General features: G+C 64.8%; 18 protein-coding genes and 1 pseudogene. 11 read left to right on the top strand and 8 right to left on the bottom strand.

The window, feature by feature from the left end:
• Positions 1 to 2 precede the first annotated feature (2 nt).
• Positions 3 to 3017 carry a UPF0182 family protein gene (locus tag MCHLDSM_RS14570; protein ID WP_048470747.1) on the bottom strand — a complete coding sequence of 1005 codons (3015 nt, stop codon included), beginning with the start codon at positions 3015 to 3017 and terminating at the stop codon, positions 3 to 5.
• Positions 3018 to 3088: 71 nt separating this feature from the next.
• Positions 3089 to 4111 (bottom strand): YlbL family protein, encoded by a 1023-nt coding sequence (locus MCHLDSM_RS14565; RefSeq protein ID WP_048470755.1) that lies wholly within the window; start codon positions 4109 to 4111, stop codon positions 3089 to 3091.
• 89 nt (positions 4112 to 4200) lie between these two features.
• Here MCHLDSM_RS14565 and MCHLDSM_RS14560 point away from each other — a divergent pair, with 89 nt between their 5' ends.
• From MCHLDSM_RS14560 to MCHLDSM_RS14535, 6 genes and pseudogenes are all read left to right on the top strand, one after another.
• On the top strand, positions 4201 to 5556 hold the full coding sequence (locus MCHLDSM_RS14560; RefSeq protein WP_048470746.1) for a zinc-dependent metalloprotease: 1356 nt from the start codon (positions 4201 to 4203) through the stop codon (positions 5554 to 5556).
• Between the two features lie 51 nt (positions 5557 to 5607).
• Positions 5608 to 6183: pseudogene (locus MCHLDSM_RS14555) on the top strand (cyclodehydratase); the annotation flags it as partial.
• 105 nt (positions 6184 to 6288) lie between these two features.
• Positions 6289 to 7731 (top strand): tyrosine-type recombinase/integrase, encoded by a 1443-nt coding sequence (locus MCHLDSM_RS14550; protein WP_201780378.1) that lies wholly within the window; start codon positions 6289 to 6291, stop codon positions 7729 to 7731.
• Between the two features lie 11 nt (positions 7732 to 7742).
• Entirely contained in the window at positions 7743 to 9470 is a 1728-nt protein-coding gene (locus MCHLDSM_RS14545; RefSeq protein WP_234713980.1) for a hypothetical protein, read from the top strand.
• Positions 9467 to 11662, top strand: a complete 2196-nt coding sequence (locus MCHLDSM_RS14540) for a site-specific integrase (RefSeq protein ID WP_048470745.1) — start codon at positions 9467 to 9469, stop codon at positions 11660 to 11662. The genes MCHLDSM_RS14545 and MCHLDSM_RS14540 overlap by 4 nt, the downstream gene beginning before the upstream one ends.
• Before the next feature lie 12 nt (positions 11663 to 11674).
• Positions 11675 to 12109, top strand: coding sequence for a hypothetical protein (locus tag MCHLDSM_RS14535; protein WP_036439559.1), 435 nt, complete (start codon positions 11675 to 11677; stop codon positions 12107 to 12109).
• A 99-nt stretch (positions 12110 to 12208) separates the two neighbouring features.
• On the opposite strand, the gene MCHLDSM_RS38460 is transcribed toward MCHLDSM_RS14535, so the two are convergent.
• Entirely contained in the window at positions 12209 to 12382 is a 174-nt protein-coding gene (locus tag MCHLDSM_RS38460; RefSeq protein ID WP_165572186.1) for a hypothetical protein, read from the bottom strand.
• A 223-nt stretch (positions 12383 to 12605) separates the two neighbouring features.
• Between MCHLDSM_RS38460 and MCHLDSM_RS14530 the strand changes: the two genes are divergently transcribed.
• On the top strand, positions 12606 to 13673 hold the full coding sequence (locus MCHLDSM_RS14530; RefSeq protein ID WP_048470744.1) for an SIR2 family protein: 1068 nt from the start codon (positions 12606 to 12608) through the stop codon (positions 13671 to 13673).
• Positions 13674 to 14191: 518 nt separating this feature from the next.
• On the opposite strand, the gene MCHLDSM_RS14525 is transcribed toward MCHLDSM_RS14530, so the two are convergent.
• The 3 genes from MCHLDSM_RS14525 to MCHLDSM_RS14515 form a co-directional block, all read right to left on the bottom strand.
• Complete coding sequence (locus MCHLDSM_RS14525) at positions 14192 to 14773, bottom strand: TlpA family protein disulfide reductase (protein ID WP_036439553.1); 582 nt, start codon at positions 14771 to 14773, stop codon at positions 14192 to 14194.
• A 109-nt stretch (positions 14774 to 14882) separates the two neighbouring features.
• Positions 14883 to 16487 (bottom strand): apolipoprotein N-acyltransferase, encoded by a 1605-nt coding sequence (lnt, locus tag MCHLDSM_RS14520; RefSeq protein ID WP_063835185.1) that lies wholly within the window; start codon positions 16485 to 16487, stop codon positions 14883 to 14885.
• A gap of 188 nt (positions 16488 to 16675) precedes the next feature.
• A complete protein-coding gene (locus MCHLDSM_RS14515) occupies positions 16676 to 17053 on the bottom strand; it encodes an ArsR/SmtB family transcription factor (protein ID WP_036439551.1) in 378 nt (125 codons plus the stop codon).
• Positions 17054 to 17195: 142 nt separating this feature from the next.
• Between MCHLDSM_RS14515 and MCHLDSM_RS14510 the strand changes: the two genes are divergently transcribed.
• Entirely contained in the window at positions 17196 to 17963 is a 768-nt protein-coding gene (locus MCHLDSM_RS14510; protein WP_036439549.1) for a cytochrome c biogenesis CcdA family protein, read from the top strand.
• A complete protein-coding gene (gene resB, locus MCHLDSM_RS14505; RefSeq protein WP_036439547.1) occupies positions 17960 to 19552 on the top strand; it encodes a cytochrome c biogenesis protein ResB in 1593 nt (530 codons plus the stop codon). The genes MCHLDSM_RS14510 and resB overlap by 4 nt, the downstream gene beginning before the upstream one ends.
• A gap of 767 nt (positions 19553 to 20319) precedes the next feature.
• Here the strand turns inward: resB and MCHLDSM_RS14495 are convergent.
• Positions 20320 to 20787: a helix-turn-helix domain-containing protein gene (locus MCHLDSM_RS14495; protein ID WP_230023371.1), complete on the bottom strand. Its 468-nt coding sequence runs from the start codon at positions 20785 to 20787 to the stop codon at positions 20320 to 20322.
• On the opposite strand from MCHLDSM_RS14495, the gene MCHLDSM_RS39310 reads away from it, so the two are divergent.
• A complete protein-coding gene (locus MCHLDSM_RS39310) occupies positions 20786 to 21109 on the top strand; it encodes an alpha/beta hydrolase (RefSeq protein WP_053082988.1) in 324 nt (107 codons plus the stop codon). The genes MCHLDSM_RS14495 and MCHLDSM_RS39310 overlap by 2 nt on opposite strands.
• A gap of 37 nt (positions 21110 to 21146) precedes the next feature.
• Positions 21147 to 21743 carry an alpha/beta hydrolase family protein gene (locus tag MCHLDSM_RS39305; RefSeq protein WP_053082987.1) on the top strand — a complete coding sequence of 199 codons (597 nt, stop codon included), beginning with the start codon at positions 21147 to 21149 and terminating at the stop codon, positions 21741 to 21743.
• A 24-nt stretch (positions 21744 to 21767) separates the two neighbouring features.
• Here MCHLDSM_RS39305 and MCHLDSM_RS14485 read toward each other — a convergent pair whose 3' ends face one another.
• Positions 21768 to 22433, bottom strand: coding sequence for a peroxiredoxin (locus tag MCHLDSM_RS14485; RefSeq protein ID WP_036439543.1), 666 nt, complete (start codon positions 22431 to 22433; stop codon positions 21768 to 21770).
• Positions 22434 to 22544 lie beyond the last annotated feature (111 nt).

Here is a 22544-nt window from a genome sequence, read left to right as displayed (position 1 = left end):
TGTTACGACGCGGACTGGTATTCGTTCATGGCGTCGTCGAGGCGTTGCAGCGCCTCGCCGTACTGGGCGAAGTCGCCACTGCGCTGAGCCTCCCGCACCGCATCCAGTGCCGAGTTGATGTTCTGCAGCGCAGCGGTTTTCGCCGCCGACAGCTGGGACGGACCGCTCGGCGGTACCGCCACCGGCACCTCCGGACGGGTCTGCGGCGTCTGCCCCTGCTGGTTCGGTGGGGCGGCCGCGGGCTGCTGGCCGGTGGCCGGCGGCCGCGACTGCGGTTGACCCGCAGGCACATCCGTCGGCGCCGGCCCGGTCGCCGTGGCATCCGCGCCCGCACCGAACAGATCGGTCAGCGCGTCCCGCACCGTCGGCCCGTAGCCGATCTTGTCGTTGTACATCATCGCCACCCGGATCAGGCGCGGGTACGACGACGCCGCGTCACTGGCGCCCGGCGACGCGTACACCGGTGCCACATAGAGCAGACCACCCTGACCCATCGGCAGCGTCAGCAGGTTGCCCCAGCGGATCCGGTTCTGGTTGTCCCGGCCGATGACACCGAGATCCTGGCTGACCGCGGTGTCGGTGCTGATCGCGTTGAACGCGAGCTTGGGACCGTTGACCTGTCCCGGGATCGTCAGCACCGTGATCTTGCCGTAGGTCTGCGGATCGGAGCTGGCACTGATGTAGGCGGCCAGGAAGTCACGCCGGAACCGGTTCATCGCACTGGTCAACTGGAACGACGTCGAATTGTTGTTCTCCGCCAGGTTCTTCGCGACGATGTAGTACGGCGGCTGGTAGCTGCTGGCCGTCGGGTTCGGATCCAGCGGCACGTCCCAGAAGTCCGACGTCGAGAAGAACGTCACCGGATCGTCGACGTGGTACTTGGCGAGCAGCGCGCGCTGCACCTTGAACAGGTCCTCGGGGTAGCGCAGGTGCTCCTGCAGCTCCGGGCTGATGTCACTCTTGGGCTTGATGGTGCCCGGGAACACCTTCTCCCAGGCCTGCAGGACCGGGTCCTGCTCGTCCTGCGCGTACAGCGTCACCGTGCCGTCGTAGGCGTCGACGGTGGCCTTCACCGAGTTGCGGATGTAGGACACCTGCTTGTCGGGCAGCAGCCGGTTCATCGCCACCTCGTTGGAGTCCGTGGTGGCCGACGACAGCGACATCAGTTCCGAGTACGGGTAGTTGTCGAGTGTGGTGTAGCCGTCGACGATCCACACCATCCGCTTGTTGACGATCGCCGGGTAGACGGCGGTGTCGGTGGTCAGCCACGGCGCGACGGCCTTGACCCGCTCGGCCGGATCCCGCTTGAACAGGATCTTGCTGTTGTTGCCGATGACGTTGGAGAACAGGAAGTTCCGCTCGGCGAACTTCGCGGCGAAGACGCTGCGGTTGAACCAGTTGCCCAGCGGGACACCGCCGGCGCCGGTGTAGGTGTAGTTCTTCGTCTCGACGTTGTTCTCGTAGTCGTACTCGCGGTCGGCGCCGTTCTTGCCGACGATCGCGTAGTCGGCAGCGGTCGACGCGATGACCGGGCCGAAGTAGATGCGCGGCTGGTCCAGCGGCGCCGGTCCGGGCGAGATGATGCTGCCGTTGGCGCCGACGACGCTGGCGAGGAACTCGGGGTACCCGCCGTTCTGGTTGGGGTCGTTGGCCACTCCGCGCACGGTGTTGGCCGGCGAGGCGATGAACCCGTTGCCGTGGGTGTAGACGGTGTGCCGGTTGATCCAGTCGCGCTGGTTGTCGATCAGCCGGTCGGGGTTGAGTTCGCGCGCGGCCACCACGTAGTCACGCAGGTTGCCGTCGGCGTCGGGGTACCGGTCCATGTTGAGCTGGTCGGAGAAGTAGTAGAAGTTCTTGCCCTGCTGGAACTGGGTGAACGCCGGGCTGACGATGTTGGGGTCGAGCACGCGGATGTTCGACGTGGTGGCCCGGTCGGCCGCCACCTGCTGCGCGCTGGCCGGCGCGTTGCCGGCGTAGTCGCGGTAGCTGACCTGTTGTTCGGTGAGTCCGTAGGCCTGCCGGGTGGCCGCGATGCTGCGGCTGATGTATTCGCTCTCCTTCTGGGCGGCGTTGGGCCGCACGCTGATCTGCTCGACCACCAGCGGCCAGCCCGCGCCCACCACCAGCGAGGACAGCAGCAGCAGGACCACACCGATCGCCGGGATCCGCAAGTCGCGCAGGAAGATCGCCGAGAAGACGGCCGCGGCGCAGATCACCGCGATGGCCATCAGGATGAGCTTGGCGGGCAGCACCGCATTGATGTCGGTGTAGCCGGCGCCGGTGAACGGCTTGCCGCCGCGGGTGTGGCTGAGCAGCTCGTAGCGGTCGAACCAGTACGCCACCGCCTTGAGCAGCATCAGGATCCCGACGAGGGTGATCAGCTGGATCCGGGCGGCCCGGCTCAGCGCGCCGGTCCGGCCCGAGAGCCGGATGCCACCGAACAGGTAGTGGCCCAACAGGTTCGCGATGAAGGCCAGGAACGTCGCGACGAACAGATACGACAGCACCAGCCGGTAGAACGGCAGATCGAACGCGTAGAAGCCGAGGTCGATGCCGAACTGCGGATCGGCGATGCCGAAGCTGCCGCCGTGCAGGAACAGCTGCACCCGCTCCCAGTAGCTCTGGGCGACGAAACCCGACAGCAGACCGATGAAGGCGGGCACGCCGATGCCCACCAGCCGCAACCGGGCCATCACCGCGGTGCGGTAGCGCGCGATCGGATCGTTCGGCCCCGCCGTCGGCACGAACACCGGACGGGTGCGATAGGCCAGCGCGAGCGCGGCGAAGACGATGCCGCCGATGAGCAACGCCACCACGAAGAAGATGACGATGCGGGTGACGATCTGGGTGGTGAACACCGACCGGTAGCCGAGTTCGCCGAACCACAGCCAGTCGACGTAGGTGTCGACCAGCCGGGGGCCGATCAGCAACAGCAGCACGACCGCTAGGGCGATCGCGATCAGAACCCGGCTCCGTCGCGTCAGCTTCGGCATTCTCGCCGCCGGCCGCATACCCACTCGACTACTCCACTCTCGGACGTTCCCAGCAGTTGTTCAGTAACTGTACGCATCGGGCCTGCGTCACCGGCTCAGCAGCGAGGAGGTTCGCCACCGGCGGAAAGCGTGCGCAGCCCGTCGATCGCGTGCTCGAGGGTGTCCACCTTGAGCAGCTCGATGTCCTTCTCGTCGGCGGACTTGGCCTCGTCGCAGTTGTCCGCCGGCACCAGGAAGACCGAGGCGCCGGCTTCCTTGGCCGACACGATCTTGTGGGTGATGCCGCCGATCGAGCCGACCTCCCCGTCCGGGGTGATCGTTCCGGTGCCCGCCACGAACTTCGATCCGTTCAGGTCTCCGGTCGTCAGCTTGTCGACGACGGCGAGGCTGAACATCAGGCCGGCCGACGGGCCACCGATGTTGGCGAGGTTGAAGTCGATCGCGAACGGCGCCCACGGCGCGTCGAGCACGTTCACCCCCAGCACACCGTGCGGACGGTCGGGCCGGGAGCCCAGCGTGACCTGGGTGGTGCCGGCCGGGGAGTTCTTGCGGCGGTAGTCGACGACGATCGTGTCGCCCGGCTTGGTGGTCTCCAGGAAGGCACCGAACTGCTCGAGGTTCGCGACCGGCTTGTTGTTCACCGCGTCGATCGCGTCACCGGCCTGCAGCTTGCCTTTCGACGGGCCTTTCTCGTCGATGCTCTGCACGGTGATGGCGGTCGGATACTTCAGATACGCCAGCGCGGCGTACTCCGCGCTGTCCTCCGACTGCTGGAAGTCCTTGGTGTTGGCCTCGTCGATCTCGTCGCGGGACTTGTCCGGCGGATAGACGAGCTCGCGCGGGATCAGCTGATCACGACCCGAGGCCCAGAAGATCAACGCCTGGCCGAGCGTCAGGCCGTCCATCTGCGACACCGTGGTCATGTTCAGGTGACCGCTGGTGGGCTTCACGTCGGTCCCCTCGATCTCGACGACCGGCTTGCCGTCGACGTCGCCGAGGGTGTTGAAGGTCGGGCCGGGACCCAGCGCGACGTACGGCACCGACACCGTGGTCGCGAGCACGCCGAAGACGACGATCGGCACCAACGCGACGATGAGGGTGGCAATCCTCCTGTTCACGCCGTTCACAGTAGAGGTCAACGGTGGGTTCACTCTCAGCGTGACCCGTCGGCCCACACCCCGCCCGCCTGGTGAGTACGGTTGGGGGCATGGCTGACCTGCCTTTCGGCTTCTCCGCGGGCGACGACCCCGAGCGCGACAAGGGCAAGAAGGACCCCGGATCGGGGTCCGGCCCGAACGATCCGTTCGGCGGCGCGTTCCCCGGCGGTCAGTTCGACATGTCCCAGCTCGGGCAGATCTTCTCCACCCTCGGTGAGATGTTCAGCGGCACCGCGACGTCCGGCGCGGGCGCCGGACCGGTCAACTACGACCTGGCCCGCCAGCTGGCGTCGAAGTCGATCGGCTTCGTCGCGCCGGTGCCCGAGCAGACGACGTCGGCGATCAACGACGCGGTGCGGCTGGCCGAGACGTGGCTCGATGGGGTGACCCCGCTGCCCGCCGGCACCACGCGGTCGGTGGCGTGGACGCCGACCGACTGGATCGACAACACCATGGACACGTGGAAGCGGTTGTGCGACCCGGTGGCCGAGCAGATCTCGACGGTGTGGGCGCAGGCGCTGCCCGAGGAGGCCCAGGCGATGGCCGGCCCCCTGCTGGCGATGATGTCGCAGATGGGTGGCATGGCGTTCGGCTCACAGCTGGGCCAGGCGCTGGGCACGCTGTCGCGAGAGGTGTTGACGTCCACCGACATCGGGCTGCCGCTGGGCCCGAAGGGCGTCGCCGCGCTGATGCCCGAGGCCATCGAGTCGCTCGCGGAGGGACTCGAGCAGCCGCGCAGCGAGGTCGTCACCTTCCTCGCGGCGCGCGAGGCGGCGCATCACCGGCTGTTCAGCCACGTGCCGTGGCTCGCCACACAGTTGCTCAACGCCGTCGAGGCGTTCGCCAAGGGCACCAAGATCGACATGAGCGGCATCGAGGAGTTCGCCCGCGACTTCAATCCCGCGTCGCTGACCGACCCCTCGGAGATGGAGCAGCTGCTCAATCAGGGCATCTTCGAACCCAAGGCCACCCCGGAGCAGACCGCGGCGCTGGAGCGACTCGAGACGCTGCTCGCGCTGATCGAAGGCTGGGTGCAGACCGTCGTGTCCGACGCACTCGGCGATCGGATCCCCGGGACGGCGGCCCTGTCGGAGATGCTGCGCCGGCGGCGGGCCACCGGCGGGCCGGCCGAGCAGACGTTCGCCACCCTGGTCGGGCTCGAATTGCGGCCCCGCAAGATGCGCGAGGCCGCCGCGCTGTGGGAGAAGCTGACCCAGGCCGTCGGCTCCGACGCCCGCGACGGCGTGTGGGGCCACCCCGACCTGCTGCCCAGCGCGTCGGATCTCGACGAGCCCGCCGGGTTCATCGACCGCATGATCGGCGGCGACACCACCACCAGCGAGCTCGACAGCGCGATCGAGGCCGCGCTCAACGAGGGCGACGAGGGAACCGATCCACGCCCCTGAGGCCTGTGGATAACTCGATTCGCGGTCGGTGCCGCATGACACTGTCGTCGCATGACCCGTTATGCCCTGGACTCGGCCACCCCGGTCCTGTCCCGGCCGGACGGCACGGTCCAGGTCGGCTGGGATCCCCGCCGCGCCGTGGTGGTCCATCCACCGCCCGGGCTGGCCGCGCCGCTCCTCGCTGATCTGCTGCGGGCCCTGCAGTCCGCCGCGACGGTGCCGGAACTGCAGAACCTGGCCGTCGGACGCGGCGCCGACGCGTCCGTCGTCACCGGTCTGGTGACCCACCTCGTCGACTCCGGGGTGATCACCGCGGCGGCACCGCCCCGCGACCGCGCCGCATCGGTGCGGATCCACGGCGACGGCCCGCTGTCGGACCTGATCGCCTCCGCGCTGTCGGGCTCCGGCGTCCGGGTCAGCCACAGCAGCCGGGCGCACGCCTCGGCCGGGGGTGCCGATCTGGCCGTGCTCACCGACTACCTGGTGGCCGATCCGCGCGTCGTGCGGGAGCTGCACGACGCGGGGGTTCCGCATCTGATCGTGCGGGTGCGCGACGGCGCCGGACTGATCGGCCCGCTGGTGATCCCCGGAGTGACGAGTTGCCTGCGCTGCGCCGATCTTCACCGCATTCTCTCCGCATAAGTTCCGTGTCTTGTTTTGACGGTCTCCTTTACGCCTTGCGCGTGTCGGGACTCGTTGTCGGATTAATAGGACTTAGGTGTCGGTGTGGAGATGGTGGCGTTCACCGGGGACGGCTGGGAAACATGGGATGTCGAACGGCGCCCGGTGGCGCCGACGGGGATGCCGGTTCTGGTCGATTCGGACTTGTGTTTCGAGGATGCGCCGGGCCGTCCCCGTGCGTCTGTTGCGATGAACAGGTGGTTGAGAGAGCTACCTTCGAGCGGGGCGACCTCACCGGCCACGTGGCTTCGGTACGGACGGATTCTGCGAGACTGGGCGCGCTTCTTGACCGAGCACGGAATCGGTGTCTTCGATAACCGGGAGCGGTTGCGCACTGGGCTGAGTGGCTACGCTGCGTATCGAGCGGTGGGTCCTGTTAAAGCCCGCTTCGAGGCGACGACGTGGAATCAGCACGTGAGCGTGTTGGCGTCGTTCTATCGGTGGGCGACGGCGGAGGGCTACGCGGCTAGCGAACCGTTCTCCTACGGCGTGGCACTCAATTCGTATGCGGACAAATTGTTGTTGCGCCAGAAAAATTCTGCCACTCGGCGCGTCCCCAAACCGCACGTGTCGATCAAGTACTTGGCTGTGGATTTCGCTGACTTGCTCATCCGCGGATTGGCAGGACTTGACCGTGACGGCGGTCCGTCAAAATTTCGTGGCCACCATTTGGCCCGCAATGGTGCTGTTGGCCGACTTGCGTTGTCGACGGGGTTGCGGGCCGCCGAGTTCTCATCATTGCTGGTGTGGGAAATTCCCGCTCTACCGCAACGGCCACAACGGTTTCCGATTCCGTTCCCTGTTCCCGCGGGGGTGACCAAGGGCACCAAGTTCCGCACGACCTGGATCGAGTATGACGCGTTGGTGGAAGTGCATCGCTACATCGAGCTGGACCGGGCGGTCAACGTGGAGGGCTCGTTGTGGAAACCGGTGCATAGCGAGCCGTTGATGGTGACCGAGCCGGATCACCGGGGCGGCCGCGTTAACGGCACCAGGGTCGCGTGGGCTTCGCTTCGTCCCGTTGAGCGGCGCCGGCTGGTCGCGCCGGGCGGTGGTTCGTGTCTGTTGTCGGTGTGTAGTGACGGACGACCGTTCACAGCGTGGTCGACAGTGTTCGCCCGCACTGCGGATCGCATCCGACAACAGTGGGAGCCGCGATTCCCGCATGTGTCTCCACACCGGCTGCGCCACACCTTCGCCATGAAAACGATGGAGCGTTTGGTAGGCGGCTACTACGCCCAGCTTGCCCAGGCGGTGAAGGACACCAACGCCGACAACGCGCTGGCGTTCTACCTGTCGAAAGCAGACCCGATGATGGTGCTGCGTGACCTATTGGGCCACTCGTCGGTACTGACCACGGAGAAATACTTGCGGCGTCTGGACACCACTCGAATCTTCCGAGAGTCCTACGCCGCGGCGGGATCCCATCACGGACTGATAGCCGATTCGGCTGCCGACGAGGCCGCCTCCGAGTTCGCCGAAGAGGCCGACTAATGCCAGCTGAGATGACGACGGACCCGTTGGGACTGGACTGCCTGTTCACCAATGGCCAGCGTTCCCGGATCGCGGTGCCAGCCGGCTTCCGCAACGAGACCTTGGCGACGAACCTGGTGACAGCGCTGATCGAACTGATTCACCCACGGGGCGGGGTTGATGCGGCTGGCACTGTCCGGCATCACATGCGCTCCATTGCCGGCATGGTGTCGTGGTTCGATGATCGGGGATTCACCGGTGGGGTGAAAGACCTGACCCGAAGCCAAGTGGCCGAGTTCCTGATGAGCCGCAAGACTGCCGTCGAACGCAATTGCCGGCAGCTGTTGACCGCATTCGGCAACGAGATCGAGCCCCTATCGCCCGGTGTCATGGAGTTCGTGACCGGCAAAACCTTTCACCCGAAACGCCGCCGCAACGAAAAGCCACTCGCCCCCTACTCCGAGGCAGAGTGGGGCCGTCTACAGCATGCATGCCTGGAGGTCATCAACGACTCCTACGCCGAGAATCGCCGCGCTGCGACCGCAGCGCAACGGGGCCAGCGGCCCTCGCTTGATAACTGGACCTATCAAGACGTCTGCTGGTTACTCGCCGACCTGGGGCCGACCATCACCAACGCATCGGTGAGCCGTCTCTATGGTGTGTGCGCGGCCACGATCGCGAGCCGAAGCGGCGGAGTGGTACCCGCTCGCAGAGCTCTCTTTCCTCAGACGTCGACAGTCATCGCTTACATGCTGCTGTTCGGCAGCTACACCGGAATCGTGCCAGATGGCATCGCTAACCTGGGCGTAAAGGACTTGGACTGGACCGGGGACAGCGAGGTCCTGCTGTCGTACTTCAAGGGTCGGACCGCCGCCGAAAGTCTGGTATTGAACAAGGACGCGGTGAAACTGCTCGAGCAGTGGTTGCGCCACTCGGCGTCGCTGCGGCAGTTCGCACCCGCCGACAAGCGCGGGGCCCTTTGGATTCGGTACCAGCAAGGACAATTCGGTCACCAGTTCCTCACCGGTGCAACTGATTACGCATCCCTGCGCAAGTGGGTGAAGAACCGTGGCCTGGTCGACGACAACGGCAGCCCGTTAAAGGTGCATCGCCACCGTATCCGCACCACGTTCGAGTCCACGCGGGACCGCCGCACCTGGTTCGGCAGCGCGAGGGCCACCATCGACCCCAACCACACACCGGCGGTTGAGGGTGATCACTACCTCAGTGTCACCACGCCCGGCCAGCAACGCGCCATCGAGGGTGTGATCGAGGAGGCTCAGGGCGACCTGGTGCGTCAGGCCTGCGTTCCGCAAGTGCTGCTTGGCGAGGCAGATGCCGCTGAGATCGCCGAACGCTTCCCGCAGCTGGTGGACACGCTGAACCTGGACGGGCCCGCGTTGGCCGAGCTGGTCGGCGGCGAACGCGACGTGTTCGTCGCCAGTTGCGCTGACCAATTAGCCGGCGTCCACGGCCCCGTGGGCAAACCGTGCCCGGCGCGGCCATGGGTATGTCTGTTGTGCCCGCTGGCATTATTCACCCCTCGCCATGCGACGAACCTCCTGCGACTCAAGGCGTACTTCGCCCGGCAATGGCTGCTCATGGCTGCACCGCAGTACATGGCCGTTTTCGGTCCATATTCAGCTCGCCTCGACGAAGTGTTGGCACTGTTTCCCCCTGACGTGCTCACTCGGTCCGCCACCCACGTCAGCGAAACCGACCAAGACATCCCGCTGCGGCCAGAGGAAGGCACTCAGTGAACCGACAAAGCTCGACCGCCGCCGACAGCACCGCGTTGCCGCGATCGGCCTTCGCAGGAATCGATGTCTGCAGAGCCGCCTCGCTTCCACTGACCGAGGGGGCCCGACGGCCGCTGTTTGATGACGACGTGTGGAATTTGGACGAGGTGGTCGGCACAGCCGTCGCACTCGCTAAATGTCAGCAGCAGTTGGACTTTCGGCCGCTAACCAATCCGCGCTGGCGCCAGGTCGCGAAGGAGTACGTGTTCGCCCTGCTGGTCCCCCATCATGAGCACGTACGCGTACTGCCGCACGCCTACCGCGTTGCATTCGGTCTGCAAACCTGCGCTATGCGGCTGGCGGAGCTGGCACGATTCTTCCGCTGGCTGACCGAGCAAGGAGTCGACGAACTGACCCAGCTCGATCAGGGCCTTTGCGACGGGTACTTGAATTGGCGCCGCGAGATACGGAGCGAGAAGGACGAGCCGATTCGTCAAGCGCTAATCGTTCACTATCAGGCTGCGATGGTCATGATCGACATCGCCGAGTACAGCGAATTATTCACCGCCGATCGATGCCGTACTGGATTTCGACCGTGGCCAGGCAAGTCCGCCGCCGAGGCTGCCGGGGTGAAGACCAACACCGGGGAGAACAAGACGCCTCCGCTGCCGATGGAGACGCTGCGGCCGCTGCTCTCGGCGGCCTTATACATCGTGGACACCCTCGGCCCGCACATCCTGGCGCTTCGTGACGAGCTAGTGGAGCGAACTGAACGGAAGGCAAACCTGCGCGGGATGCGCGCGTGCCCGACTGACAAGCTGCTTGCGGTGCTCGACCGGCAGTTGCGCGAGGGCGATCCCTTCTACGAGCGGCTCGGCTCGTTCAGCGCCGTCAAGAGCAGCGCCTATGGCGGACCTCTCGATGCCATCAACTTCACGCCACTGGCTCATGCGGTCGGCTCTCGCCAGTTCTACGGTCGTTGGCTTGACGAACAGCCAGCGCTGCGTAACACGATCGAGAACGTGCTCGCTGTCGTGGGGACCGAAAAACCGCTGTGCCGCAACGCTGCTCTAGTTCTCCGAGCTGATGACGACACCGAAGTGCCCTGGACAGAACCCCTGCACTACGCGGTCGCCGATGACCTGCCCAGCCTGCTGCGCACCGCGTGCCTATTGGTGGTGGCAATCCTGACCGGCATGCGGAGTGGTGAGCTGATGGAACTACAGCGGGGCTGCCTGACCGAAGAGGAAATCGCGCCGGGGCTCAAGCGTTATCGACTAAAGGGGAAAGTGATCAAGGGGCGTGCTCTGGGCGGCGAACCCGAAGAGTGGGTGGTCATCCCCGAGGCGCACCGCGCAGCGGCGGTCGCCGAGAAGCTCATCGGTTTCGACGTGCACGGGGTTCGCAGCGACCTCGATCACCTGTTCGGCCGGTTCAGTTACCAGGACCTCGTTAGACGACTCTGCTCCTGGGTCAACGGGCCAGCCGGCGCCAGGCTGGGCCTGCAACCGATTCCTGATGAGACGTTCACCCTGCGGATGCTGCGCCGCCGGCTTGCCATCGAACTTGCTTACCGGCCAGCGGGGCTTCTGGCGGCCAAGGTGCAACTCAAACACGTCTCCGTGGTGACCACCGAGGGTTACGCGGCCCGCCCCGGCGGGGCTCAAGCCAAGCTGTGGGCCGAGATCAGCCAGCACGAACAGAGCCGAAACATTGAGCTGACACTGGAGGCCTTCGCCGACTTCGAGCGGGGGGTCATGCCCGCGGGGCCCGGCGCCCGCGAACTCATCGACTACTTCGGCAGCATCGACGCCCGACTCGACCGCGAGCAGGCATCCCCGAAGGTCCTCCCCAACGATCAACAGCTTCGTAACCTGCTTTCACGACGCGCCAAGACGCTGCATCTAGCTGTGGCGAACTACTGCTGGTTCAGCGACCCCGCCCGTGCCCTGTGCCTGAAGATTGCAGGGACACCAACCGCCGAGAAGCCCCTGATCGGTATGTGCGACGCAGCTCGCTGCCCACAGGCAACCCACCACGCTCGTCACCGCGACACGTGGTCGGAAGCCGTGAAATCGACAACGACTTTCCTGGGCTCATTGAGCAAGACCCAGAAAACCGAACGTCAACGCCTGCAGTCCGAACTGAGCCGCGCTCAACGGGTGATCGACGGCATCGATGCTGCCAGCACCGGCGGCCAGCAGGATCCCTAGAGACGCCGACACATGGGCCGAGTTAGCCAACAGCAGCGCGAACAAATCGAATCGCGCATCAGGGCCGCCTCCGACAGGCTGCTGCGCGGAGACATACCCGCAGGAGGTGGTTGCGACGTAAAGACGCTCGCTGCAGAGTCTGGAGTCACTCGCGCCGCTCTCTACAGCACCTATCTGCACCTCAAGGAAGAATTCGAAGCGCGGCGCGAACGCCAGCGCGCCCTCAACATCGACAACGACCAACGGGAAAAACAAATTCGGCGGTTGAAGGACGAGGTCGTCAAGCTGCGCCAATGGTTGGCTGACCGCGATGCCGACATCGCCACCCACGAGCAATTCCGCAAAAGCGCAATCTCTCGACTGGCCGCCCAACACGACGAGATCGTCCGGTTACGCGACGCCCTAGCCGACAACGACAACGTCCGTGGTCTGCCCAGGCGTAGCTGATCAGCCATGCACGTCTCCTCAGATGCCTTTGGCCCCCAGAATCCATGTGAGGCGAAGGTACCCGAGAGGGCAAGGACAGCCCGTTGAGGTGGTTCCACCTCAGCGCTTCGGCGACTGCTGCTTCGCGAGGTACGCCTTGACCGCCGCAGAACGTCGATGATCCGCCGGAATCACCCTGCCCTCCAGCTTGGCGGAAGCTTTTGTAGCTCGGGCGCCGGCCTTCTTGGCGGCCGCTGCGGATACGACCACCTTCTTGGGTGTCCGCTCCGCCATCACCACACCTCCGCCAATCAATAGATTAGGCCGACGGTACTGCTGGCGGCCGAGCCTGACCACCAATTTTTGCCGACACGGAGCCAGCGTGACTGTCCCACAACTGCCCGAAACTCCTAGGGGTATAGAGAACACCGCGTGTCTCACTGCTGCGCTGTCTGCACTCAATGAGACAGTCGATATGTGACCGCCAACGGTCCGTACGAGCAGGAAGGCTCCGGGTTTGAGCGTTGCGGTCGTCGACCTTGGCACCTTCTCTCGCCAGTGGGCCGTAGAGGGTCGGCGGATCGCATGGCTGTTCGGTGCGGGCGCAAGTGCCTCGGCTCAAGTCCCGACCGCTGGCCGGGTCGTCCTTGATCTCCTGTCGCGGTTGTACGCCGACGCACATCACCTCGTCCACCAGGACCTGAACCTTGGCGACGAAGATACGCGGCGGTCGATCCTCGCCTACTACGACGGCATAAACGGCATGCCTCCCATCGGTGATCCCAGCGACTACAGCACCGCCTTCTCCCTGGCTCTGCCCGACGATGGGCCCCGACGTCAGTACCTCCGTGGCCTGTTCCAGGACCGTTTGCCCTCGTATGGGCAACGCGTGCTCGGCGCCCTGATCGCCGAGGGGTTCGTCGACCTCGGGCTGACGACAAACTTCGACGACCTCGTCGAGCAGGCGGCCGAGAGTGCGCGAGCGGCGCTCACAACCTCGTCGCGTCCGCGCCTGGGGATCGCAGCGCTTGGTGATCCTGCGCGGGCCAGTCTCGCGCTGAGTGACGATGACTTCCCCCTGCTAGTCAAGCTGCACGGCGACTTTCGCGAGCACGCACTGAAGAACCTCGAAAGTGAGCTTCAATCACAAGACGCCAAGCTGCGTCAGGCGTTCCTCGACAGCAGCCGTCGGTTCGGCCTGGCCGTCATCGGGTACAGCGGCCGGGACGCCAGCGTGATGACGATGCTCAACGACGCCGTCGCAATCGCTGACGCGCTTCCCGGCGGGCTGTGGTGGCTGACGCGCGACCCGAGCAGTGCACTGCCAGCGGTCGCCGAGTTGATGGAACGGGCCGATGCGGCCGGAGTGACGGCTCGCTTGGTCACCATCGAGAACTTCGATGAGACGTTCGCAAGTCTCGGCAGGACAGCCACCCTCAAACCGGCTCTGCGCTCGCACGTCGATCAGCTGCGTACGACTGCGCGCGTCGTGGACGCCGCCCTCCCAGCCATCGAGGCCGGCGACTTCCCGATCTTGCGTATGAATGCGCTGCCGATCCTGAGTTCGCCGACCCGCGCCCTTTAGGCCACGCTGCAACCGCGCACGACGCTCGATGCGGTTCGTGATGGACTCCACGCCGCGCGTTGGCGAGGAGCCCTGGCCACGTCTGGTGAGCGCGTTCTCGCCCTTGGCAGTGCAACGCAGCTCGCCTCCGCGCTTCCCCTGGCGGGTCTGCCGTCTGGGGTCACGATCAACTGCCATCGAGAGAATGCGCCGACTCTGGAGCGAGCGGTGACCTCCGAGGCCCTGACGCGCGGCCTGGCACGCCGCCTGCCCGTACGAGCGCTGATCCGCGACCGAGGGCATCAGTTGGTCATCAGGCCCGTGAGCGCCGACCGGCCCGACTCCGCTGCCCAAGCCTCAGCCAGTTCACTCGCCCAGTCGACAGCTGTCGAGTCAACCCATGATGTCGCCCGACATGACAGAAAGTGAGACATCGTCAACTGCGGAAACATCTGGTCGGCACTGGGCAGGTACGCTCTTCGGTTGGTCTGTGCCGCATCCCAGCCCGGCAACTTCAGAGCTAAAGAACCTCGCCAACACTAGGATTCCGACAGAAGGCGATTCAGCAGCGGTCTTAGGTCGTCGGCGAGTAAAGCCATCAGGTAGACCGCTGCCACTCGGTGTTGGCGATCAAGCACCATGGTGGTGGGAACCACACTGGTGGGATAGTTGCGGCCCAGGGCGATGAGGGTGCGCATCTCGGGGTCGAAGATGGATGGGTAGCTGACGTTGCGGTCGGTCTTGAAGTCACGTGCTGCCTGGAGATCGTCGCGAACGTCGATGCCAAGGAACTCGACGCCGCGGGAACGGTATTCATTAAAGGCCAGTTCGAGTTCGGGAGTCTCGGTGCGGCACGGGGCACACCATGATCCCCAAACGTTGATGACGACGATCTTGCCGGTGAAGTCGGACAGGCTGACGGTTTCGTCTGTCATCAGATCCGGACCGCTCAACGCTCCGATAGTGCTTCGCGAGTCCGCTGGGTCGTAGTAGATGACTGTCTTGCCGCCGGGCGATACGAAGTCGAAGTTCCCAGCTTGCGCACCAGTTCCCGCGTTCGAGCAGGCAGACAGTAGTGTCAGGATCGCGACCATGAGGACCGCCAGTCGCACGGTGCTCATACGTTCGTTCCTTTGCTTTCTGGCCATCTTTCCTCTGCATCATCGGGATTCACGTACCTACTATCTCGAATAGTAGATACTCGTGGTCGGGCCGACGGACTTGCTCGCATCATCCGCTTGACGATTTGCGCCACGACGGCGTGTAGCGCTGGATCGCCGCTAACAAGAGCGCAGCGATTGCCAAAGCGGTGACAACCCCGTGAATGATCGGGGTCCACCGCGTGGCCGGGGTGAGTTCGTCGTTGAGTTCAATGCGGCTGATCAGATAGTCGGCGGTGAAGAAGGCTGTCTCATCGACAACCCGGCCGTCCGGCGTGATGATGGCGCTGACGCCGGTGGTGCCTGCCACCACGACCGGCCGTCGGTGCTCGAAGGCGCGAATCTTCGCGAACGCGAGAAACTGCCGACTCATAGTTTCGTTGAAGGTGGCGTTGTTGGTCGGGATGACCAACACCTGGGCGCCGTTACGAACTGATTCACGAGGAGCACGGTCGAAAACCGCCTCCCAACAGGTAGCGACTCCGACGGAGACATCGGCGGCTTCGACGACACCGGAGCCGGCACCGGGAACGAAGAAGCCGGCGCGCTCCGCATAATCGGAGAAGAGCCGGAAGAACCCTCTCCACGGTAGATATTCACCGAACGGTTGCAGGATCTTCTTGTCGTGGCGGGCGCCGGGTCCGTCCTCGGGTGACCAGAGAATCATGGTGTTCGAGGTGGATCTGGGGTCGGTGCTTTGTGGTGGGTTGCTCAGGACCGCGCCGATCAGAATGGGTGCGTTGATCGCCCGTGCAGCAGTGTCGATTTGTTGCGCTGCATCGTTGTTGATCAATGGGTCGATGTCGGAGGAGTTTTCCGGCCACACCACCAGATCGGGTTGGGGCGCGCTACTGGCGCGAACGTCGTCGGCGAGACGCAGAGTCTGCTGAACGTGGTTGTCCAGCACGGCGCGCCGCTGTGCGTTGAAGTCCAGGCCGAGGCGCGGCACGTTGCCCTGCACCGCCGCAACCACCAGAGTCTGTTTCTCACGATCCGAACGCCAGGGCTCCCAGGCGAGTCCGGTGAGGGCCGCCAGACACAGTGCCGTTGACAGCGCGACTACCGCGCTGCGCCGTCGGTGTGGACCCGGACCAACGAGCACCGCCGTGACGGTGAAACCGATCAGCGTCGTGGTGAACGAGATCAGGGAAGGTCCTCCCCAGGGTGCCAGTTGCGCCAGCGGCCCGCTGGATTGGCCGAAAGCCAGTACACCCCAAGGGAATCCGCCGAAGGGCACGGCACTCTTCAACAGTTCCACAGCGACCCACCAGGTGGCCCACCACATCGGCCAACCCGGTTGATCGCGCAGTGCCACGGCGGCGGCACCGAACAGTGCAGTAAACGCCGCGCACAGAGTGCTCAAAGCCAACCACGGAACCATGCCGACCAGAGCACCGGTCCACGGCAACAGAGGCAGGTAAAACGCCACGCCGAAGACGAAGCCAAAGCCCAGGCCGCCGAGCACTGTGGTGTTGCGGTGGGCCAGGACCCAGCCCAGCAGAGCGAGTCCGGCGAAAGCGGCGGGCCACCAGTCTGTCGGTGGAAAGCTGCTCCACAGCAACCCGCCGCCGGCGACAACGGCGATCAGCCCACGAGGGATCAGCCGACGAGGATCGCATCGAGCGCCCGGTGAACCGGTGCCTGGCGCCGCGACAGCGGTGGGGAGGGTGTCCATATTTGGCTGCTCGGCGGGTTCACCGGCTATGTTCCGGCCACTCACCCCCCACGAACATCGGACTCGACCGAGGCGGGTTCATCCTTGGCCACGCCACGGCCTGCAATTCATGTACCTGCCAAAGCTTTTCAGGTCCGGACTCGGGTTCGCCGGACTGCTGACCCTCAGGCTGCGGTCCGCAGCACGCATCAGACACGATTGACCCCCTCAACGCGAACCGAAGCGAGTACGGCGGCAGTCAAGTGGACGCCGAGCGGGGTGAGCCGATACATCACCAGCTTGCCGTCGCGGCGAGAAGCGACCAAAGCGGCGTTCTTCAACTGCCGCAGATGATGTGACACCAGGTTCTGCGCCGAGCCGACCACCCAGGCCATATCGCAGACACACAACTCATCACCGTTGCTCAACGCCGTCGCGATCATCAGGCGGGTGGGATCGCTCAGCGCCTTGGCGGCTGAGGCCGCCGACTCCACCTTGCTCGGTGCCGGCAGCGAGGCACGGATGGCTTCGGCGTGCGGCAGATCAAGACACAACAGATCGCAGCTGTCGACAGGCGGATCAGTCATGGCAACATACTAACGGACGTTGAGATGGTCCTCGCGGGCTCGGGCCATGAGAACGTGCGGGGCAGTTATGGTTCTAACTTACTACTCTATGTAGTAAGTACGTAGATTTCTTGAGGATGTGGTTCGACATGCATTGGCGCCGATGAACGGTTTCACCGAGATCGCAATGTCAGGCAATATTGTGCCGGCACTGCTGGTGTCGGTGCTGGCTGGGATTGTGTCGTTCGCGTCTCCGTGCGTGGTGCCCCTGGTGCCGGGGTATCTGTCCTATCTCGCTGCCGTGGTTGGCGTCGACGAGGACAGCCGATTTAGATCACGTGGGGTGCGTTTACGGGTCGCCGGTGCCGCAGGGCTGTTCATCCTTGGTTTCACCGTGGTATTCCTGATGGGCACCATCGCGATTTTGGGCCTTACCTCCACAGTCATCAGCAACCAGTTGCTGCTGCAGCGGATTGGCGGTGTCCTCACGATCGTGATGGGCCTGGTGTTCATGGGCTTCATCCCGGCACTGCAGCGCCAGGCCCGGTTCACGCCGAAGGCGGTGTCCACCGTCGGCGGTGCCCCGCTACTCGGGGCGGTCTTCGGGCTCGGCTGGACGCCGTGTCTGGGACCTACGCTCACCGGTGTCATCGCGGTCGCCTCGGCCACCGAGGGATCGAACATCGCCCGCGGTGTGGTGCTGGTCATTGCCTACTGTCTGGGTCTGGGTATTCCGTTCCTCCTACTCGCATTGGGTTCAGTACGTGCGGTACATGCGCTGGGGTGGCTTCGCCGGCACACCAGGACGATTCAGATTTTCGGGGGTGTCCTGCTCGTCGCCGTGGGATTGGCTTTGGTGACCGGCTTGTGGAACGAGTTCGTCACCTGGATCCGTGACGCGTTCGTCACCAACACCACGTTGCCGATATGAGACGAGCGTTGGCCTATGTCCGCAACACCTGGCGTGCCCTCACCTCGATGGGCACCGCGCTCGTCTTGTTGTTCTTGCTGGCATTTGCGGCGATACCGGGCGCGTTGTGGCCGCAACGCACGGTCAACCCGACGACCGTAGCCGGCTATCTCGCCGACAATCCGCGACTCGGTCCGTGGCTGGACCGGTTACAGGTGTTCGACGTGTTCTCCAGCGTCTGGTTCACCTCGATCTACGTCTTGCTGTTCGTCTCGCTGATCGGGTGTCTGACACCGCGGTTGATCGAGCATGCCCGCAGCCTTGCGGCAATACCGGTGCCGGCGCCGCGCAATCTCAGCCGGCTCCCGAAGCACCGTGTAATGGTCATCGAGGGGGACCCTGACGCCCTCGGCGTCGCAGTCTCCGACAGCTTGCGCCGATGGCGCAGGACCACCCGCAGCAACGACGGCTTCGTCGAAGTCTCCGCGGAGAAGGGCTATTTGAGGGAGGCGGGCAACCTGGTTTTCCACTTCTCGCTCATTGGACTGCTCGTTTCCATCGCGGCCGGGAAACTGTTCGGTTACGAGGGAAACGTCATCGTGATTGCCGACGGGGGACCAGGATTCTGTTCGGCTTCGCCCGCGGCGTTTGATGCCTTTCGTGCGGGCACAACCGTTGACGGTACCGCGCTATACCCAATCTGCCTGCGCGTCAATGATTTCGAGGTTAGTTTCCTGCCGAGCGGACAAGCGGTGTCGTTCGCCGCGGACACCGTCTATCAGGCCGGGGACGACCTGGTAAACGATACCTGGAACGCTTATCAGCTGAGAGTCAACGAACCACTGCGGGTCGGCGGCAACCGAGTGTATCTGCTCGGGCACGGCTACGCACCGACGTTCACGGTCACCTTCCCGGACGGGCAGACGCGCACCCAGACCCTGCAGTGGCAGCCCGAGGACCTGCAGACGTTGCTGTCTTCGGGCGCTGTGCGTTTCGACCCGCCGGCGGGCAGCTACCCCGACCCCGATGAGCGCCGCAAGAATCAGATCGCGCTGGCAGGGTTGCTGGCGCCGACGGCGCAATTCGACGGCACACTGTTGTCGTCGGCGTTCCCCGCCCTCAATGATCCCGCCGTGGCGATCGACATCTACAAGGGTGATACCGGCTTGGATTCCGGTCGCCCGCAATCGATTTTCGCGTTGGACAGGCGCATGATCGGGCAGGGTCGTCTCAATCGGATGGCCAGGGTGAACCTGCGTCTGGGCGAGGAGACACGCCTTGACGACGGCACGGTGGTCCGTTTCGACGCGGTCACCGACTTCGTGAGTCTGCAGGTGTCACATGATCCGGCGCAGATCTGGGTGCTGGTGTTCGCCATGACGATGATGGCCGGCCTGCTGGTCTCGCTGATCATTCGTCGGCGACGGATCTGGGTGAAGATCAGCAGAGACGAAGGCGGCGGTGCTCTGACGGTCGAGGTCGGCGGGCTGGCACGCACCGACAACGCCGGGTGGGGTGAAGAATTCGACCGTCTGGTGATCCGCCTGCTGTCAGAAGCGTCGGAGCAACCACCGGGGAAGACCACGACGAACACCCGCGGCAGACCGTGACGGCCGGGACGCGTCGCTATGACGGCCCTGCTGACCGTGGCGTCGATGGACGCTCTCGCCGCGCCGGTCGATGCGCATGCTGTGTCACCACGGCGATGCCGCACCCAACTATCCGCGTGGTTGTAGACACGCCCGCCCATTTCCTGTGACAGCCGAATACGGCCACGCCGCTGCGAAGTTCAGACGAAAAGACGCCTAGGCGATGCGCCCAAACAGACAGCACCGTAAGCCCCCGACATCGATCGCGCTGGCAATAGCGACCACGATGTCAACGTTGATTTTGGGTCATCTGGCTTGCGGGCGGGTCACTATGCACGTGTTCACCTGCGGGATTCGCCGGCGGGCTGCTGCTGCCCAACCGCGGCAGCTGGGCCGACATCCGGATCCCGTACTTCATCGCCCTGGCCCTGTTCCTGGCGCATCGGGTCGGGTCGAGGAAGAGCAGATGGGCTTCTTCGCCCACCGCCGAAGTGACCGCGCTGCCGTCACCAGCCGTCACCTCGGAGTCTGTCCTCCTGTTGCTTCTGGTGTCGGTGGGCATGTGGCTGCTCATCCCGGTCCTGATGATGAGGGCTCCGGCATTCGGCTGCTACCTGGCTTGGGCGTTCTCCGCGTCGCTGGGCATCACCGAACTCGCTCATTTCGTTGTGCTTCTCGTTCCTCGACCAACCGGGCTACAGCTACGTTCCCGGAATGTGGGCGGTCCTCCCGCTTGCCCCGGTGGCGTCGCTGAACATGTGGCGCTGGCCCGCGGCAAACATGACCTATCAATCGCCGGCCACATCGCCGGCGGCTGATCGGTTGTCGACCCGTTCGGCAAGGACCGACTGAAACCGGGGGCACATGGCCACGTCGCCGTGTTCGCAATTCAACCCGGAATCCACCAGGGCCAGCGCTGACTGCGCATCAGCGATGCGCGCGATCAGCTGATCGCGCTGCCGGTGCAACACCGCGTTGCGCTTCGCCGGGGTGGCCGCGGTGAGGATCTCCCGAATGTCCTCCAGACCCATCCCGGCACGCTTGGCTTGCAGGATCGCCGCAACCCGAAACCGATCCGCGCGCCCGTAGACACGATGGCCCACTGAGGAGCGGTGCGGAACCAGCAGTTCCACGGATTCCCAGTGGCGCAGCACATGGGTAGCGACGCCGAAATGCTTCGCCAGCTCGCTGATCGACACGTCGCCATCTTCATCGCTTGACTTCATGTCGACATTAAGGCCCAGCATCGCTGCCATGTCCACACCCGATAGTCCGATCCACCCCGCCCACCCGCATTTCGAGGTGGTACGCGAAGACCTCGCCTTCAGTTCCGGCAGCGATCGCTGCGACGGCTGGCTGTACCGGCCACGAACAGACGCCACTCACCCGTGCGTCGTGATGGCTCACGGCATCGGTGGCATCCGCAGCGCCGCGCTGCCCGAGTTCGCGACGCGGTTCGCCGCCGCGGGGATCGCCGCGCTCACCTTCGACTACCGCCATTCCGGCACCAGCGGGGGCGTACCGCGCGGTCTGATCGACATCCGCCGACAGCGAGCAGACTTGCGCGCGGCACTGTGACTACGCGCGCGGCCTGGATAGCGTCGATCCGGACCGAATGGCGCTGTGGGGGACCTCTTTCGGCGGGGGGCATGTACTGGCCACCGCCGCCGCCAACCCACGTATTGGCGCGGCTATCATCCAAAACCCCTTCGTCGACGGTCGCGCGGCGGCGGCGGCGGCGATGCGCTCGGCCGGTCGTGTCGCCACCTACCGGCTGGCTGTGCGGGCTCTTCGCGACGCGCTGCGCGCCCGCCGCGGCCGCGACCCCATCTACGTCGATCTGGTTGGCGAACCCGGCACGGTGGCGATGATGACCACACCCGATGCGAGAGCTGGATTCGAGGCGATTCTGCCACCCGACCCGATCGGTTGGGAGCCCGCCGTTGCTGCCCGTATCGCGTTGCACTTGCGATCGGATCGGCCCGCCACCAAAGCCGACCAGGTGACCTGCCCTCTGCTGGTCAATGTGTGCGACCACGACGCGATCACGCCACCGGATCCCGCGATTCGCGTCGCCGAAGAAGCTCCTCGGGGCGAGTTAAGCCGTTACCCCATAGGGCATTTTGACCTGTTCGCCGGGGAGTGGTTGAACCGAGTGTGCGCCGACCAAATCGCCTTCCTGCGCAGCAACCTCATTGCCGTTGCGCAGTGAACGGGTGCACGCCCGTCGGCGCCCTCAGCCTTGGGTGGGGTCGGCAACGATGCGCAGGTAGGGACGAGGGGCAGTCCAGCCGTCCGGATAGATCATTTTGGCCTCCTCGTCGCTAACCGAGCCGGCGATGATCACGTCGCCACCTCTGTTCCACTGGGCGGGGGTGGCCACCTTGTGCGCGGCAGTGAGTTGTAGCGAGTCGAGTACACGCAGCACCTCGTCGAAGTTGCGGCCGGTGGTCATCGGGTAAACGAGCACCAACTTGATCGTCTTGTCGGGGCCGATGACGAAGACATTGCGCAGCGTCGCCATCTCGGCCGGAGTGTGACTGGTCGGGTCACCGGCGATTTCGGCGGGTAGCATCCCGTAGGCCTTCGAAATGGTGTAGTCGCTGTCGGAGATCATCGGATAGTTGGGTGCGGTACCTTGTGTTTCGGCGATGTCGTCGGCCCATGCGGTGTGGTTGTCGAGTGGGTCGACCGACAACCCGATGATTTTGGTGTTGCGTTGGTCGAATTCGGGTTTGATCTTGGCCATGTAGCCGAGTTCGGTCGTGCACACCGGGGTGAAATCGCGGGGGTGGGAGAACAGAACTGCCCAGCTGTCGCCGATCCACTCATGGAAGTTGATCGGACCCTGGGTGGTTTGGGCGTGGAAATCGGGGGCGGTGTCGCCGATGGTGAGTGCCATCAGTGGTTGTCCTTAAGTTCGTAGTTGCAGTTACTTCGTGTTGTTACGTTGGGCTGTGACCCGGGTGGGTCGGGTGAGGCTGCATGGTCGTAGCCGGCCCTGGTGGTGCGG

This window comes from Mycolicibacterium chlorophenolicum (assembly GCF_001044235.1).
In the GTDB taxonomy this organism is placed as follows: Bacteria; Actinomycetota; Actinomycetes; order Mycobacteriales; family Mycobacteriaceae; genus Mycobacterium; species Mycobacterium chlorophenolicum.
Note: the sequence above shows the minus strand (reverse complement) of the source record. Positions and strands in the feature narration are given on the sequence as shown.

What these genes read in the sequence shown, in the direction of transcription:
- MCHLDSM_RS14560 (WP_048470746.1), top strand. Translation starts at nt 4,201, where the DNA reads ATGGCTGACCTGCCTTTCGGCTTCTCCGCGGGCGACGACCCCGAGCGC.
- MCHLDSM_RS14550 (WP_201780378.1), top strand. Translation starts at nt 6,289, where the DNA reads ATGGTGGCGTTCACCGGGGACGGCTGGGAAACATGGGATGTCGAACGG.
- MCHLDSM_RS14545 (WP_234713980.1), top strand. Translation starts at nt 7,743, where the DNA reads ATGACGACGGACCCGTTGGGACTGGACTGCCTGTTCACCAATGGCCAG.
- MCHLDSM_RS14535 (WP_036439559.1), top strand. Translation starts at nt 11,675, where the DNA reads ATGGGCCGAGTTAGCCAACAGCAGCGCGAACAAATCGAATCGCGCATC.
- MCHLDSM_RS38460 (WP_165572186.1), bottom strand. Translation starts at nt 12,382, where the DNA reads ATGGCGGAGCGGACACCCAAGAAGGTGGTCGTATCCGCAGCGGCCGCC.
- MCHLDSM_RS14525 (WP_036439553.1), bottom strand. Translation starts at nt 14,773, where the DNA reads ATGAGCACCGTGCGACTGGCGGTCCTCATGGTCGCGATCCTGACACTA.
- lnt (WP_063835185.1), bottom strand. Translation starts at nt 16,487, where the DNA reads ATGGACACCCTCCCCACCGCTGTCGCGGCGCCAGGCACCGGTTCACCG.
- MCHLDSM_RS14515 (WP_036439551.1), bottom strand. Translation starts at nt 17,053, where the DNA reads ATGACTGATCCGCCTGTCGACAGCTGCGATCTGTTGTGTCTTGATCTG.
- MCHLDSM_RS14510 (WP_036439549.1), top strand. Translation starts at nt 17,196, where the DNA reads ATGAACGGTTTCACCGAGATCGCAATGTCAGGCAATATTGTGCCGGCA.
- resB (WP_036439547.1), top strand. Translation starts at nt 17,960, where the DNA reads ATGAGACGAGCGTTGGCCTATGTCCGCAACACCTGGCGTGCCCTCACC.
- MCHLDSM_RS39310 (WP_053082988.1), top strand. Translation starts at nt 20,786, where the DNA reads ATGTCCACACCCGATAGTCCGATCCACCCCGCCCACCCGCATTTCGAG.
- MCHLDSM_RS14495 (WP_230023371.1), bottom strand. Translation starts at nt 20,787, where the DNA reads ATGGCAGCGATGCTGGGCCTTAATGTCGACATGAAGTCAAGCGATGAA.
- MCHLDSM_RS39305 (WP_053082987.1), top strand. Translation starts at nt 21,147, where the DNA reads ATGGCGCTGTGGGGGACCTCTTTCGGCGGGGGGCATGTACTGGCCACC.
- MCHLDSM_RS14485 (WP_036439543.1), bottom strand. Translation starts at nt 22,433, where the DNA reads ATGGCACTCACCATCGGCGACACCGCCCCCGATTTCCACGCCCAAACC.